This window comes from Saccharopolyspora sp. NPDC045839 (genome assembly GCF_056431645.1).
The window spans coordinates 338,526-353,526 of the sequence record NZ_JBWKKH010000003.1 but is presented as its reverse complement, the minus strand read 5'-3'; the positions used below and the strand labels follow the sequence as shown (position 1 = coordinate 353,526).

Below are 15,001 nucleotides of genomic sequence, written 5' to 3'. Positions count from 1 at the left end.
GTTCGGGAGGCGGCTCGTGGCTCCGGCGAGTGTGGCGGGACTCGGAATGTCCGGGGAATACCGCGAATCGTGTACCGGTGATGGCGGATCGCTATCGCGGCTGTCCACTCGCCCCGGTCCGGCAGAGCGATAGCCGGTCCCGATCGGTGCGCAAGCCGGTCGGGTCTTCCTCGCGCCGAGGCGGGCACGCATGATGGCCGCAGCCGCGGCGCGGAGGGGTTTCCGCGCCGGCCGCATCCCAGGAGCCCGGCCCTGCAACGAGGCAGCAAGGAGTCCCCGTGGAAGATCGCACCGAAGCCACGAGCGAGCAGCGGGGGGAGTGCCCGCACCTGAGGCAGTTGTCGCTGGATCCGGCGCCGGAACGCCCGCTGGACGATCCACCGTATTTCAGCGAACTGCGTGCCACCTGCCCGGTCAGCCAGGTCGACCTGGGCGGTGGGAAGACCTCGTGGCTGGCGACGAGGTTCGACGACGTGAAGGCGATCCTCTCCGACACCCGGTTCAGCGCCAACCCGATGACGCCGGGCTTCCCGGTCCGCGGGCTGCCCGGAGCGAACCACCCCATGGTCGCCGACAGCATGATCCGGCAGGATCCGCCGCTGCACACGACGCTGCGCCGGTGCGTGGTCAAGTACTTCACGCCGCGGGCCGTCGAAGGCTACCGGGAGCAGGTCGAAGCCATCGTCGACGACCACCTGGACGCGCTCGCGGCGCAGCCCGGGCAGGCCGACCTCGTTTCCCGGTTCGCCCTCGCGATCCCGACCACGGTGATCACCCGGCTGCTCGGCATCCCGATCGAGGACGCCCCGCGGTTCTTCGACCTCACCGAGCGGCAGACGACGCTGTCGCTGTCGGAGGAGGACATGTACCGGACGGTCGAGGAGTTCCGCGCCCTCGGCCTGGAGTACGCGGCGCTGAAAGAGGCGAATCCGTCCGACGACCTGCTCAGCAACATCATCCGGGAGCAGTACGAAGTCGGCGGCATCACCCGTGATCAGCTCGCGGCGCTGATCACGATCCTCATCATCGGCGGGCACGACACGACCGCTGGGATGATCGGGCTGTCGATCTTCACCCTGCTGAAGCGGCCGGATCAGCTCGCGCTGCTGCTCTCCGGGGAACGCCGGTGGGACGTCGCGATCGAGGAGCTGCTGCGCGTGCACTCTGTCGCGCGGATGGGGCCGCGCCGGGCCGCCACGGAGGACATCACGATCGGCGAGCACACCTTCCGGCAGGGCGAAGGCGTTGTCGCGTCCATCTGGTCGGCCAACCACGACGAGAGCAAGTACGCCCGCACCACGTGGGAGGACTTCGAGATCCCCGCCGAGAAACCGCAGCACCTCGCCTTCAGCTTCGGCTCGCACCAGTGCGTCGGGCAGAACCTCGCCCGGATGGAGCTGATGGTCGCGGTGCCCAGGATCTTCGCGCGGTTCCCCGACATGAAGCTCGTCGACCCCGAGGTCACGCATCTGTCCTATCGGGACGATCGGGCGTTCTTCAGCCTCAAGGAACTCAACGTCACGTTCTGACCGGAGCCTGAAAGCTCGCTCGATTCAGGGAATCGAGCGAGCTTTCGCGTGAGTGGCGCTAGTGCTTGATCGCCCCGCCGTCGACGACGATGGTCTGGCCGGTCACGAAGGAAGCGCCCTCGGACAGCAGGAAGCGCGCCGGAGCGACGAAATCGTCCACAGTGGCAGCGCGTTTGATCGCCCGTCCGGCGATGTTGGCCGGCTCGGTGTGCGCGATGTCCGCCGACAACCCGGTGACGACGAGTCCGGGGGCGATGACGTTCACCGTGATCCGGCGGTCGCCGAGTTCGGCCGCCATCGACCGGGCGAATCCGATGACACCCGCCTTGGACGCGGCATACGCGGCTATCCCGCCGGGCCCCTTGAACGCGGTACCGGAGGAGAACAGCACGATCCGCCCGCCGTCGGACATCGCCGCCGCGCACGCCTGGACGGTGGCGAGGGTGCCGTGCAGGTTGACCTCGAGCACCCGGGCCCACTCGTCCCACGGCATGTCCAGGAACGGCCCGGTGCGGCAGATGCCGGCGCAGTGGACCAGCCCGGACAGGGGACGATCCGCGCAGAGATCCGCCACGAGGCCCACCAGCCCGTCCCGGTCGGTCACGTCGCCCGCGACGTACCGCACGCCCGGCACCGGAGCTTCGGGCACGGCCGGATCCAGGACGACGACCGGCCGTTCACCCGCGAGCGACTCGACCAGCCGGGCGCCGATGCCGGACGCCCCACCGGTGATCAGGAGTGGCCCGCTCATCGGGACCGACTCGCGACCAGCTGCTCCAGGCCCTTGATCGCGTAGTCCAGGACCATCGACATGACACCCACCAGCTCCGAGAGGACCGCCTCCCGGATTCCTGCGAGAACGGGAAGCATCGCTACTCCGCCGCCACCGGAGCGCGCACCAGGTCGATGTCGGCGGGGGTGGCCGTGTGCGGCCCGCCGTTGACGATCACGGTCTGCCCGGTCAGGTACGTCGCTGCGGCCGAACACAGGAACAGGCACACGGACGCGATGTCCTCCGGGCGGCCGAGCCGGTTCATGGCGACGAACCGGGCGACTCGGGCTTCGACGTCGTCGGCCGCGAACCGGGACGCCGCGGTGACCACCGCCCCGGGCTCCAGGCAGTTCACCCGCACGTTCAGATCCGACCATTCCCACGCCATGGTCCGGGTGAGCGACGCGAGCCCGGCCTTCGCGGCGGCGTACGCCCCGCGCAGCGGGTGCGCGTGACCGGCGGAGGCGGATCCGATGTTGACCACCGCGCCGCCGCGGCGCCGGAACCCCGGCAGGCAAGCGGTGGCCAGGTGGAACGCGCCGCTGAGATTGGCCTCGATCATGGCGTTCCACGCGTTGACCGACAACTCCTCGAGACGCGCGCCGAAGTTGCCGCCGGCGTTGTTGACCAGGATGTCCACCCGCCCGAAGCGATCCTCCGCAGCGGCGGCGATGTCGGCCGCGGTCTGCGGGTCGCGGATGTTGCCGGTGACCGCCACCGCGTCGCGACCCAGCTCGCGCACGCGCGAGACCACGTCCTGCAGCACGTCGGCGCGCCGGCCGTGGACGACCAGGTCGGCCCCGGACGCGGCGAACAGGTCGACGACCGCGCCGCCGATGCCGCCGGTCGCGCCGGTGACGATCGCCACCCGGTCGCGAAAATCGAACTGCACGCCGCCGAACGGCGAAACCGCTTGCTGCGCAGCTGTCATCGTTTCCCTCCGAAGGTCCGGTTCGGACCAGGCTCGCCACCGGGTGCCCTCCTGGCAACGGTCCGCGGGCTATCGGCGCGATAGCTCCGCACCGCGCCGATCTGTATTGACAGCCGCGCGTCGAGGCGCGGAGCATCACCGAACCGGCGTGGCACGGTCGGAAAGCGGTCGATCAGCCGCATTCGACGTACGCGGACTGTTCGATGGCGAACGCGTTCCCGAGAGGCACGAGACGCCGTCCCAGCCGCACCACGGTCCACCTCTCGACCCAGCGGAGTTGCAATGAGGCAGACCAGCACGGCGAATCCGAGGACGGAGCCCGCGGACCGGGCGGCGGATCACCGGCCTCCCAGCAGGCGCCCGGCCGGAGCGCCGATCGAATTCCGCCACGTCAGCCACAACTTCATCCACGGCCGGCGCGCGGACGAGGAGGCCTCCGCATGATCGAGCGCATCGTTGCCCCGGACGGCACCAGCCTGGCGTACCGGGTCGTGGGCAACGGCTCGCGCCCGGTGGTGCTGGTGCACTCGCTCGCGCTCGACGGCTCGTGGTTCGAGCCGCTCGCGGCGGAACTCGGGGACGTGTTCAGCTGCGTCATCCCCGACCTCCGCGGCCACGGCGCCAGCGCGGGCACCCCGGACTCGATCTCGCTGGCCTCGGTCGCCGACGACATCGCGCTCATCGCCGAGCGGCTCGGCCTGACCCGGTTCCCGGTCGCCGGGATCTCGCTCGGGGGGATGGTCGCCCAAGCACTCGCCCATCGCCACCCCGATGCCGTCGAGGCCGGGGTCCTCATCGCGACGGCCGGGGCGTACGACGACAACGCGCGGGCCGGATCTCTCGCGCGGGCGGACGCCGCCCGGGCACCAGGTGGGCTGGCCGCGCTCGCCGACATGACGATGACCCGCTGGTTCGGCGATCCCCAGCGACCGGATCCGCTGATCGCCCGGGCCCGGGACCAGTTCCTCGGCGGCGATCCCGCCATCCACGCCGCGTTCCTCGAGGCGATGACCGCCGTCGGCGACTTCGACGTGCCGCCGTCGGTGCCGACGCTGGTGATCGGTGGCGCCGACGACGTGAGCACCCCGCGCACGGTCATCGAGAACCTGCACGCGCGCATCCCGCACTCGCGGCTGCGGTTCGCGCCCGGTGGTCACCTCGCCGCGTTCACCCATCCCGCGCCCGTAGCGGCGTTGCTCCGGGAGTTCCTCGAATCCCCCGAACCGTTCCCGCCGCACAACGACACCTCGAAGGATGCCCGCGTTGTCTGATTCCGCCCAGTCCCCGGAGGAGTTGCTCGATCACCTGCGGGCGGCGCGAACGCCCGCGCTGCTGATGCTCGTCGCGCACCTGACCGACGACCCGTCCGTGCTTCGCCCGCAATGGCGCCCGAACCCGGACCTGCTACCCGCGACCGGTCTCGACGCCGAGACGGATGCGGAGGCCCGGGCGTTCTGCCTGGCGACGCTCGAGCCGTACCTGCAGGACATCGCCGCGTGGCCGGTCGAGCCGTCCGCGGCAGTCCTCGAAGCGATCGCGGAGTGGGCGCTCGACCGCTCCGCCGGCGAGGACACCGCGCTGCTGCGCGTCGCCTTCGTCCCGCCGGGTACCGATCCCCGCGCTCCGAAGTGGACGAAGGACCGGCTCGCCCCGGACCGGCCGATGCGGGTGGCCATCGTCGGGGCCGGCCTGTCCGGCCTGATGGCCGGGCTGCGGATGAAGCAGGCCGGGGTGGACTTCACGATCATCGAGAAGAACGGCGACGTCGGCGGGACGTGGTACGAGAACAGCTATCCCGACTGCCGGATCGACGTGCACAGCCACATCTACACCTACTCCTTCTTCCCGCACGACTGGCCGTCGTACTTCTGCCGGCAGGACGTGATCTTCGACTACCTGCGGGCGTTCGCCGAGCAGAACGGGCTGCTCGAGCACATCCGGTTCGACACCGAGGTCGTCTCGGCGACCTGGGACGACTCGCGGCACCTGTGGTCGGTCGCCACCACCGGGCCGGACGACCGCTCCCGGACCGAGGAATTCACCATCGTCGTGTCCGCGGTCGGACAGCTGAACCGCCCGATGATCCCGCGCATCGACGGACTGGACACCTTCGACGGGCCCGTGTTCCACACCGCGCAGTGGGACCACGACGTCGACCTCACCGGCAAGCGGGTGGCGATCATCGGCACCGGCGCGACCGGCGTCCAGGTGGCGCCGGCGATCGCGCGGTCCGCGGCGTCGCTGACGATCTTCCAGCGCAGCGCGCCGTACCTGCAGCCGACCCCCGAGCTCCGGCAGGAGATCCCGGACGACGAGCGCGCACTCCTGCGCGAGGTTCCGCTGTACCGCGCGTACTACCGCTTCTCGATATTCCTGCCGAGGGCCATCGGACGGCTCGCCGCCGCGACCGTCGACCCGGCGTACCCGCCGACCGAACGGGCCGTGTCGGCACCCAACGAGCGGCTGCGCGAACTGCTGACGGACTACCTGCTCGGCCAGGTCGAGGACCGGCCGGACCTCGCCGCGAAGATCGTCCCGGACTACCCGCCCGGCGCGAAGCGGATCGTCCGCGACGACGGGACCTGGATCAGCACGCTCAAGCAGGACCACGTGGAGCTGGTCACCGAACGCATCGCCCGCGTCGACGGAAGCGGGATCCACACGACCGACGGTCACTACGTCCCGGTGGACGCCATCGTCTTCGGAACCGGCTTCAACGCCTCGGACTTCCTGATGCCGATGAAGGTCACCGGAGAGGGCGGGGCGGACCTGCACGAGTCGTGGGGCGTCGACGCGTGCGCCTACCTGGGCCTGGCCGTGCCGGGCTTCCCGAACCTGTTCTGCATGTACGGCCCCAACACGAACCTGCTGCTGCACGGAAACCTCGTGCTGTTCATCGAATGCCAGTCGGTGTACATCCTCAGCGCGATCGAGCGGTTGCTGGAGTCGGGCAAATCCTCCTTGTCGCTGCGCCGCGACGTCTTCGAGAAGTACAAGGACGAAGTGGCCGAGGCGAGCGCGCTGCGCGTGTGGGGATGGTCCAAAACGCACAGCTGGTACCAGAACGCGGAGGGCCGCTCCACCATCATGTGGCCGCTGTCGGCGCACCGGTACATCAGCAGCACCCAGGCCGTCGATCCAGAGCAGTACGAATTCTCTTGATTTTCCAACTCGTTTTGCGTGTCGGTGCTGGGAGCGGAACCTCAGAGGCTCCCTGGACTGCGGGGGCCCCTCCTTATGTATGTCCAATACACGGCGGAGGGGCCGTCCTCACTCAGGAGTGCCCCAGGGGCACGGGCACAGTGAACCCGCGGCGGTGCGAGTTGCGAAGGTGGGCAGAAAGCGCCTTCGACGCTTGGCGACAGCCTCGCAGCCACACGGCTTCGAGCACCGCGGCTACAGCTGACGACCACGATGAAAAAAGACCCGCTGACCGCGCAGCTCACACCATCTGTCCTGAGGAGACCTGTCTCGCCGTGATCACCGAGAAGAACACCGTCGTCAACGACCTCGAGACCCGATACCTCATCGGGGGCGAGGACCGGGGCAGCACCGTCGTCTTCCTCCACGACGGCGCGTGGGGCGCGTCCTCGGACGTCACCTGGGGGATGCTGTTGCAGCTCGCGGCGCAGACGCACCGCGTCATCGCGCCGGACCTGCTGGGCTTCGGCGGTTCGGCCAAGGCGGTGCGGCTGGACCAGTCGCCGTTCGGCTTCCGGTTGCGCCATGTGTACGCGCTGCTCGACCAGCTCGATGTGGACGGCCCGGTCCACCTGGTCGGGAACTCCTTCGGCGGTTCGATCGCGCTTCGCGCGCTGCTGGACGACCGGCTGAGCGGGCGCCTCGCGTCGGTCACGTCGATCAGCGGTACCGGCGGCCCCTGGCGCAGCGCGACGAGCGCCGAACTGGCCGGCTACGACGGCACCCGCGAGGACATGACCCGGATCGTCCGGCTGCTGTGCGACGACTACCCGGGCATCGAGGACCAGGTCGACGCGCGGATGCGGTGGGCCGCGATGCCGGGCCACTACGCCGGGATGCTCGCGCCGCACGCGACTCCGCCCGAGCCCTTGCGGATCGCGCGCCCGGCCGACCCGTACCCGGCGCCGTTCGCGGACGTCACGACCCCGGTCCTGCTCTTCGACTGCGCGGGTGATCCGCTGGTCGAACGCGGCTGGGTGAAGCACCTGGCCGACCGGTGCCCGGCGGTGACCGTCGCCCCCGTGCCCTACAAGCATGCGCCGAACATCAGCCACCCCGAGCAGACCTGGCGCCTCATCGCCGACTTCGTGAACGGAGCGTGAGACCGTGTTCGACGATCCCCATGACGCCGTCGCCGCCGCGGACGTCCCCCACGACCGGCTGTTCCGGCTCGACGGCAAGCGGTACGCCGTCCTGGGCGGTGCGGCCGGTATCGGCGAGCACGTCGCGCGCACGCTCGCTTCCCGCGGGGCGCGGCTGCTGCTCGTCGACGTCGACGAGGACGCATTGGATCGCCTCGCCGGCGAACTCGACGCCGACCGGTTCGCCGCCGACGTCTCGTCCGAGGACGGTGCGCGGTCCCTGGCCGAGCACGCCGCCGGTGCGCCGCTGCACGGATACGTCGACGTCATCGGCCAGATGCAGCGCAAGCCGCTGCCGGGCTTCACGCTCGCCGAATGGGAGAAGGACTTCCGGGTCAACCTGACGCACGCCTTCCTCGCCGCCCAGCACCTGGCTCCCTTGTTGGTGCGACCCGAGTCGTCGATCGTCTACGTATCGAGCATCAACGGCACGCGCGCGGGCAGCTATGCCGCGGGGTACGGCCCGGCGAAGGCGGCGCTGGAGGGATGGGTGCGTCAGCTGGCCGACGAGTACGGGCCGGAGGGGATCCGGGTCAACGCCGTCGCACCCGGGCTGTTCCTGTCGCCCCGCCTCCTCGCCGGCGCGCACGCCCGCACGATGATCGAGCAGTTCAGCGGCAAGACGATGCTCCGGCGGCTGGGCCAGCCGTACGAGGTCGCCGCGGCCATCGCGTTCCTGCTCACCCCGGCCGCGGGCTACATCACGGGCGCCACGATCCCGATCGACGGCGGGGCGCGCGCGGTCGACGCGACCGGCCTCGACCTGCTCACCCGCTGAGACCAGGGCGGGCCCGCCGGGATCGTCGGCATACGATGACCGGACGGTCGGTGGCAGCGGCGCCGTCGACCCGGCGGGAGTAGGGGCCGAGCGTGAGATTCGAGCAGTTGCGCTACCTCGAAGCAGCGCTTCGCACCGGCTCCTTCCGCCAAGCGGCCCACGAGCTCGGCGTCTCCCAGCCGACGATCACCAACCAGGTGCAGCGGCTCGAAGAAGACCTCGGCGTCGTCCTGGTCATGCGCGGGGCGCACGGCGTGCGCCCGACGGATGCCGCCGAGCGGATCCTGCCGCACGTGAAGTCGGCGATCCGGGCCGAGGACCTGCTCCGCCAGGAAGCCAGCGCGATCGACGGCCTGAAGATCGGCAAGGTGCGCCTCGGCACGGTGGCGATCGGGAGCATGCGGGTGCTGCCGCACGTGGTCCGCGAGCTGCACGAAGGGCACCCGAACATCCGGTTCGAGGTCACCGAAGGCGGGACCTACGTCGTGCGCGACGGAGTCCTGGACGGGAAGCTCGACATCGGCCTGATCACCCGGATCCCGCTGCCGGGTGAGCCGCCGGACGACGAACGACTGCACCACATCGACCTGATGACCGGACGGCTGGTCCTGTGCGTGCCCGACTCGCACCCGCTGGCGCGCGCGGAGACCTTCGACGTCGACGACCTGGCCGGCGAACCGCTGATCTTCTTCCGGGAGGGCAGCATCCTGCGGAAGGCGTTCGAAGAACTCGTCACCGGCATCGACGCGCGCATCGTGTACACCACCGACGGCGCGGAGACCGCGCAGCGGATGGTCCGGGCCGGGGTGGGGATCGCGATCGCGAACACGCTCGCGCCGTCGACGACCAGCGGCAACGGCGTGACGCTGATCCCGATCAACAAGCCGTGGGCCCAGACGACGCTGTCCGCGATCGTGCGGCTCGGGGAAGTGCGCGGACGGATCGTCGAGACCTTGCTGCGCCAGATCCGGTCGTCCAAGACCTCGGTCGGGCAGGCGTAGCGCGGACAGGCTGCTGCGGTGATAGCCGCCGGCTTCTTCTGCCGCGGCGGCCCGTTCCCTAGAGTCCGAGGGCATGAAAGCCGTGCACATCAAGGATCTCGACGGCCCGTCCACCGTCGCCGTCGTCGACGTCGACCCGCCTTCGCGCAAGGATGACGAGGTGCTCATCGACGTTCACGCGGCGGGGGTGTCCTTTCCCGAGGTGCTCCAGACGCGGGGGTTGTACCAGGTCAAACCGGAGCTTCCGTTCATCCCGGGTGCCGAGGTGGCCGGCGTGGTCGTGGACGCGCCCGCGGGAGCGCCGGTGCGCGCGGGCGACCGGGTCGCCGCGCTGCCGTTCCTGGGCGCCTTCGCCGAGCAGGTCGCCTGCCCCGTGGACGCGACGTTCCCCATCCCGGACGCGTTGGGTTTCGAACAGGCTGCGGCGATTCCGTTCAACTACCTGACGGCGCATTTCGCGCTGTGCCGGCGCGGCCGCATGTCGGCGGGGGAGACGGTGCTGGTGCACGGTGCCGCCGGAGGTGTCGGCAGCGCGGTGATCCAGGTCGCGAAGGCGTTCGGTGCGGGCTCGGTGATCGGCGTGGTGTCGACGCCGGAGAAGGGGAAGATCGCGCTCGAGGCCGGGGCCGACCAGTACGTGCTGGCCGACGGTTTCAAGGACGCGGTGCGCGAAGCGACCGGCGGGCGCGGTGCCGACCTGGTCGCGGACACCGTCGGCGGTGACCGCTTCACCGACTCGTTGCGCTGCCTCGCCGCCGACGGCCGGATGCTGGTGATCGGGTTCGCGGCCGGATCGATTCCGGAGGTGAAGGTCAACCGCCTGCTGCTGAACAACCTGGACGTCATCGGCGTCGGCTGGGGTGCCTACGCCAAGGCACGCCCCGGCTACCTGCGCGGCCAGTGGACCGAGATCCTGCCGAAGCTCGAATCCGGCGCCCTCGCGCCCCCGGTCGGCGGCACCTACGCCGTCGACGACGTCCGGGACGCACTGGAGGCGATCGACCGCCGGCAGGCATTGGGCAAATTGGTCCTCCGCCTGCGCGGGTAGCCGCTCCGCCTGCCGGCGGAGCACCTTCTCAGGTCGCTTCGAGTCGTTCCCATCCGTCTTGGGTGAGCAGCCGGGACCGGGTGAGGATCGGGTGCTTCGAGGGAGAAGCCGCCGCCCCGGCCGGGCACGAGGCCGACGGTGAGGTGCGTGTGCTTCCAGTACCCGAACTGCGGTCTCGACATCCACACCGGGACGGCTTGGCCGTCCCGGTGTGATCGCCGAGGTGCCCGTCGGCGTCACTGCTGGCGAATTCGCCCGCCGGGCAGCACATGGGCGCGCTGCCCTCGCAGATCCGCCGGACAGGTGGAACATCACCGTCCGGTTTCAATCGCGCCTCCCGCTCGAGCAGGAGCGAATCCAGATGGGGCGAAATGGTCCGGCGCCAATGACTTTCGGATTGAACGATTGCCCGACCGCGCACATTGCGGAACTCGCCAACCATTCCGGCGAGTTCGAAACGTTCCTGATCAAGTACTCCGCGGCCGGCCCGGACACCAGCTGCACGCTGCAGGGGCCGCCGATCAAGGTGGGCCTGTTCACCGAATCGGGCCCGGTGCCCGGAGTCGTGGTCGAGTCCGACGACGGCATGGGGGATCCGGCTGGTGGATGGCTCCATGTTCGGGATCTCGCAGCGCACCGCGGACCCCGTCAACCCGGTGACCCCCACCTCGATCGAGTTGACCCTCCCCGAGGTGCCTGCCGGGCAGAACTCCCACGAGGTCGCGGCGTGGCCGGCCGATGAGCCGGTCAAGGGTTCCGCGCCGTACGCCACCCAGATCGTGCAAAGCGCGGAGGGCTGAAGCCGGAGGACCGGCTGCCGGAGAAGCTCGAGGACGATCCGTCGCGCCCCGGGATGCTGATGACGGTGTGGGGCGTCGGTTACCGGTTCGACCCGCCCGCTGCTCGGTGATCCGGGTGTGAAGTGGCCGGGACGCTGGGGGGAGACGTCCCGGCCACACAACGATTCTGGGGCCGTCCGGCAGCCGTGCCCGCCGGTGCGCGCGGCGGAGGGTTTTCCTCCACGGACGTCGATCCCGCTGGTGGCGAAGGGGATTGCCGCTTCCGCTCCGCGGGGACCGGTCGGGGATTCGGCGGTCCGGCGGACGACGCGCTCCCACCTGGTGTACTGTTCCACTAGATAACTGGTGAAATGGTCATTTGACCCGGGAAGGGCGATCATGAGTGCAGGAGAGGTGCCCGCGGTGCGGACCCACCAGCTGGCCAAGAGATATCGCCGCGGGTGGGCGCTGCGCGGTTGTTCGCTGTCGTTGCCCCCGAACCGGGTGGTCGCGCTGGTCGGCCACAATGGGGCGGGCAAGAGCACTCTGATGGGTCTGACCGCGGGTCTGCTCAAGCCGACCGAGGGCGACATCGAGGTGTTCGGGCGGCGGCCCAGCGGAACCGGTGCGCCTGAAGAAGTGGCCTACGTGACCCAGCAGAAGCCGCTCTACGCCGGCCTGACCGTGTCGGAGACGCTGCGCTTCGCCGCGCGGATGAACACCCGCTGGGACCAGGCGTACGCGGAGCAGCTCGTCCGCTCGGCGGAGGTGCCGTTCGACGCCAAGGTCGGCAAGCTCTCCGGCGGGCAGCGCACCAGGGTGGCGCTCGTGCTGGCGCTGGGCAAGCGCCCCGGTCTGCTGATGCTCGATGAGCCCCTGGCCGAGCTGGACCCGCTGGCCCGGCAGGCGACTCTGCGCACGCTGCAGGAGGAATCGCGGCAGCACGGCATCGGGATCCTGCTGTCCTCGCACGTGCTGGAAGAGCTCGAAGCGGTCTGCGACCACCTGGTGCTGCTGGGCAACGGCCGGGTGCGGTTGGACGGGGCGGTCGCCGATCTCGTGGCGGGGCACCGCGTTCTGCGGGGAGCCGGACAGCTGCCCATTGCGCCGGGCGACGTCGTCGACAGCGTGCGTTCCGGGCAGGAGCAGGTCCTGATCGCCAAGCGGCGCGGGCCGGTGACAGCATCCGGGTGGCGCGAGCACGCGCCCCGGCTCAACGACATCGCGCTGGCCTACATGCGCAACAACGACGACAACGCGGAGGTGGCGGCGTGATCTGGGTGGCCTGGCGGCAACACCGCGCACAGCTGATCACCCTGGCAGCCCTGCTGCTGCTCGGTAGTGCGACCGTGCTGGTGCTGCATGCCAGCATGACCGGTGACATCGAGGAGCACGGCCTGCAGGCGTGCCTGTCGATCCGCGAGAAGACCCCCGACTGCTCGCAGGCGCGGGTGGAGTTCCAGAAGGAATGGTTCGATCTGATCAAGGTCGGACAGGGCTTGGTCCTCGCGCTCCCGGTGCTGCTGGGTGCGTTCTTCGCCGCGCCGTTGTTCGCCCGGGAGATCGAGCACGGCACCCACGTGCTCGCCTTCACCCAGTCCGTCAGCCGGCTCCGCTGGATGATCACCAAGATGGCGATGCTGCTGCTGCCGTCGGCCGTCGTGGTCGTGGTGCTCCAGTTGCTCGTCGCCCGGTGGGTGGCGGCCGCCGGTCTGCTGGGCCCGTTGCGGAGCGGCCCGTTCCAGTGGCTGAGCTTCGACTCCACCGGGCCGATGCCGGTCGTGCACCTGCTGTTCGGCTTCGCCCTGGGTGCGCTGCTGGGCGCGGTCATGCGGCGTTCGCTGATGGCCTTGTCCACCACGCTCGGCACGCTGGTCGTACTGCGCGTCGTGGTGACCAACGTCGCCCCGAACTTCTTGCCGGTGCAGCGCCTCACCACGTCCGACCCGACGATCAGCGCGACGCCCAGTGAGCCCGGGGCCATGGTGCTGGACACCGGCTTCCTCGGTAAGGGCGGGCAGCTCCTGCACCCTGAGTCGTCGGACGTGACCTCCTGCCCGATTGGTGTGGACTTCGGTGCCTGCTACGCGGAGAAGGGTCTGACCGGAACCTTCGCCGACGTGCTCTCCCCGTCCGCGGCGCCGGGTCTGCAGCTGGCCGAGTTCGCCGTGTTCGGCCTCGCCGCGGTCTTGCTGCTGGTGGGAACCGCGTGGACGCTGCAACGGCAGCACTGATCCGGCGGCCCCGGGTTCCGCGCTCGGATGAGCGGGGAGGATTATGCTGGGCCGTATGATCGAGTTCCGGATCGACCGTCGTTCCGGGGTCTCCACGTACGTCCAGATCATCCAGCAGGTCACACAGGCCATGCGGCTGGGCCTGCTGGGGCCCGGTGATCGGCTGCCCACCGCGCGTGAGGTGGTGGAGGCGACGGCGGTCAATCCGAACACGGTGCTCAAGGCGTACCGCGAACTCGAACGCGACGGACTGGTCGAGGCCCGGCGCGGGGTGGGAACCTTCGTGACGCGTTCGCTGGCGAACGAGCTGACCGCCGTCGAAGCGCCGTTGCGACGCGATCTGGAGGACTGGATGAGCCGCGCGAAGAGCGGTGGTCTCGTCGTGGAGGCCGTCGACGCGCTCTACGCTGCCGTCCGAGACCAGCATTTCCACGTTGAGGGGCCGAACGCATCATGAGCGCGTTGAGCACCACCGGGTTGTCCAAGAGCTACGGCCGGAAACCGGCGCTCCGGGACTGCACCGTCGAACTGCCCGAGGGAAAGGTGATCGGGCTGGTCGGCGCGAACGGCGGGGGCAAGAGCACCTTTCTCGGGCTGGCGGCCGGACTGATCCGGCCGTCGGCCGGGCAGGTGCGGGTGTTCGGTGACGAGGTGCGCGGCCGCCTGCACCCGGACGCGGCGTACCTGCCGCAGCACCGCCCGCTGTACAAGGACTTCACCATCGCGGAAATGATCCGGACGGTGGGAGCCGTGAACCAGCGGTGGTCGCCGGAGCGGGTGGAGGAGGCCCTGGCCACGCACCCGGAGATGGATCGCAGCAGCCGCGTCAGTTCGTTGTCGCAGGGCATGCGCACTCAGCTCGCGCTCGCGCTCAGCCTCGGCCGGCTGCCGAAGCTGCTGCTGCTCGACGAGCCGATGTCGGACCTCGATCCGCTCGCCCGGGAGGACTTCCTCCGGCTGGTGATGACCGATGTCGCCGAGCGCGGGATGACGGTCGTGCTGTCCTCGCACTTGCTCGGCGAACTGCGCGACGTGTGCGATCACCTCATGCTGCTGCATGCCGGGCAGGTGCTGCTCAACGGTGATGTCGAGGAGATCCTCGACGACCACCTCGACGTCATCGGCCCGGCCGACGACGGATCCTCGGTCACCGGCACGGTGATCCACACGAGGCGAACGGGCCGGCAGCAGCGTTCGCTCGTGCGCACCCCCGGCTCGCTCGCGGCGGGCTGGGAGGGTCAGCGGCCGGAGCTCGAAGGGCTCGTGACGGACTACCTGCGGGCTCGGCAGGGAAGTCGCTGATCACGGCGCCGGCCGGGCGTTCCTGTTCTGAGCGCCTGGCCGTGCTGCCGATGGACAGCCCGACGATCATGGCGATGCGCGGGCATCCGCGGGCTGAATCCCATGCGGTGCAACAACATCGAGACTCCGCGCAGGGTGTGCTGGACTCGGAAGAGCCGAGCGATCAGATCAGCCGCCCGCGCCAGGGTCCGCCGCTGATCCTCGGTGCAGCCGTGCGCAGCGGGGCCTTCTTGCGCATCACCCGTACGGCGAAGCCCGGAGTACACGGTTGCGGGCCGTTGGCA

At 70.0% G+C, this 15,001-nt stretch carries 16 protein-coding genes and 1 pseudogene; 12 read left to right on the top strand and 5 right to left on the bottom strand.

The features are described 5' to 3' along the window. Positions 1–278: 278 nt before the first annotated feature. Positions 279–1,529 (top strand): cytochrome P450, encoded by a 1,251-nt coding sequence (locus tag AC07EQ_RS07130; RefSeq protein ID WP_478387031.1) that lies wholly within the window; start codon positions 279–281, stop codon positions 1,527–1,529. 58 nt (positions 1,530–1,587) lie between these two features. Here AC07EQ_RS07130 and AC07EQ_RS07125 read toward each other — a convergent pair whose 3' ends face one another. From AC07EQ_RS07125 to AC07EQ_RS07115, 3 genes are read right to left on the bottom strand one after another with little or no spacing between them, the layout of a single operon-like run. Next, positions 1,588–2,280 (bottom strand): SDR family NAD(P)-dependent oxidoreductase, encoded by a 693-nt coding sequence (locus AC07EQ_RS07125; protein WP_478387030.1) that lies wholly within the window; start codon positions 2,278–2,280, stop codon positions 1,588–1,590. After that, entirely contained in the window at positions 2,277–2,399 is a 123-nt protein-coding gene (locus tag AC07EQ_RS07120) for a hypothetical protein (protein ID WP_478387029.1), read from the bottom strand. Before AC07EQ_RS07120 ends, AC07EQ_RS07125 begins: the two co-directional genes overlap by 4 nt. Before the next feature lie 2 nt (positions 2,400–2,401). After that, the gene (locus AC07EQ_RS07115) at positions 2,402–3,232 is read right to left on the bottom strand and encodes an SDR family NAD(P)-dependent oxidoreductase (protein ID WP_478387028.1); all 831 of its coding nucleotides are present in this window, start codon (positions 3,230–3,232) and stop codon (positions 2,402–2,404) included. A gap of 440 nt (positions 3,233–3,672) precedes the next feature. On the opposite strand from AC07EQ_RS07115, the gene AC07EQ_RS07110 reads away from it, so the two are divergent. The 6 genes from AC07EQ_RS07110 (at position 3,673) to AC07EQ_RS07085 (ending at position 10,402) form a co-directional block, all read left to right on the top strand. Continuing rightward, on the top strand, positions 3,673–4,503 hold the full coding sequence (locus AC07EQ_RS07110) for an alpha/beta fold hydrolase (RefSeq protein ID WP_478387027.1): 831 nt from the start codon (positions 3,673–3,675) through the stop codon (positions 4,501–4,503). Further along, the gene (locus tag AC07EQ_RS07105) at positions 4,496–6,394 is read left to right on the top strand and encodes a flavin-containing monooxygenase (protein ID WP_478387026.1); all 1,899 of its coding nucleotides are present in this window, start codon (positions 4,496–4,498) and stop codon (positions 6,392–6,394) included. Before AC07EQ_RS07110 ends, AC07EQ_RS07105 begins: the two co-directional genes overlap by 8 nt. A gap of 314 nt (positions 6,395–6,708) precedes the next feature. After that, positions 6,709–7,536: an alpha/beta fold hydrolase gene (locus AC07EQ_RS07100; protein ID WP_478387025.1), complete on the top strand. Its 828-nt coding sequence runs from the start codon at positions 6,709–6,711 to the stop codon at positions 7,534–7,536. Between the two features lie 4 nt (positions 7,537–7,540). Further along, the gene (locus AC07EQ_RS07095) at positions 7,541–8,353 is read left to right on the top strand and encodes an SDR family NAD(P)-dependent oxidoreductase (protein WP_478387024.1); all 813 of its coding nucleotides are present in this window, start codon (positions 7,541–7,543) and stop codon (positions 8,351–8,353) included. A 92-nt stretch (positions 8,354–8,445) separates the two neighbouring features. Next, entirely contained in the window at positions 8,446–9,354 is a 909-nt protein-coding gene (locus AC07EQ_RS07090; protein WP_478387023.1) for a LysR family transcriptional regulator, read from the top strand. A gap of 73 nt (positions 9,355–9,427) precedes the next feature. Continuing rightward, positions 9,428–10,402: an NADPH:quinone oxidoreductase family protein gene (locus AC07EQ_RS07085; RefSeq protein WP_478387022.1), complete on the top strand. Its 975-nt coding sequence runs from the start codon at positions 9,428–9,430 to the stop codon at positions 10,400–10,402. A gap of 28 nt (positions 10,403–10,430) precedes the next feature. On the opposite strand, the pseudogene AC07EQ_RS07080 reads toward AC07EQ_RS07085, so the two are convergent. Next, positions 10,431–10,717: pseudogene (locus AC07EQ_RS07080) on the bottom strand (DUF779 domain-containing protein). Positions 10,718–11,016: 299 nt separating this feature from the next. Between AC07EQ_RS07080 and AC07EQ_RS07075 the strand changes: the two are divergent. The 5 genes from AC07EQ_RS07075 to AC07EQ_RS07055 all read left to right on the top strand — a co-directional run bounded on the left by AC07EQ_RS07075 (position 11,017) and on the right by AC07EQ_RS07055 (position 14,717). Continuing rightward, positions 11,017–11,202, top strand: a complete 186-nt coding sequence (locus AC07EQ_RS07075) for a hypothetical protein (RefSeq protein ID WP_478387021.1) — start codon at positions 11,017–11,019, stop codon at positions 11,200–11,202. 378 nt (positions 11,203–11,580) lie between these two features. Continuing rightward, entirely contained in the window at positions 11,581–12,456 is an 876-nt protein-coding gene (locus tag AC07EQ_RS07070) for an ABC transporter ATP-binding protein (RefSeq protein ID WP_478387020.1), read from the top strand. After that, positions 12,453–13,415 carry a hypothetical protein gene (locus AC07EQ_RS07065; protein WP_478387019.1) on the top strand — a complete coding sequence of 321 codons (963 nt, stop codon included), beginning with the start codon at positions 12,453–12,455 and terminating at the stop codon, positions 13,413–13,415. Before AC07EQ_RS07070 ends, AC07EQ_RS07065 begins: the two co-directional genes overlap by 4 nt. A gap of 55 nt (positions 13,416–13,470) precedes the next feature. Beyond that, entirely contained in the window at positions 13,471–13,872 is a 402-nt protein-coding gene (locus AC07EQ_RS07060; RefSeq protein WP_478387018.1) for a GntR family transcriptional regulator, read from the top strand. Then, positions 13,869–14,717: an ABC transporter ATP-binding protein gene (locus AC07EQ_RS07055; protein ID WP_478387017.1), complete on the top strand. Its 849-nt coding sequence runs from the start codon at positions 13,869–13,871 to the stop codon at positions 14,715–14,717. Before AC07EQ_RS07060 ends, AC07EQ_RS07055 begins: the two co-directional genes overlap by 4 nt. Here the strand turns inward: AC07EQ_RS07055 and AC07EQ_RS07050 are convergent. Next, positions 14,687–14,983, bottom strand: a complete 297-nt coding sequence (locus tag AC07EQ_RS07050; protein ID WP_478387015.1) for a helix-turn-helix domain-containing protein — start codon at positions 14,981–14,983, stop codon at positions 14,687–14,689. The genes AC07EQ_RS07055 and AC07EQ_RS07050 overlap by 31 nt on opposite strands. Positions 14,984–15,001: the final 18 nt, after the last annotated feature.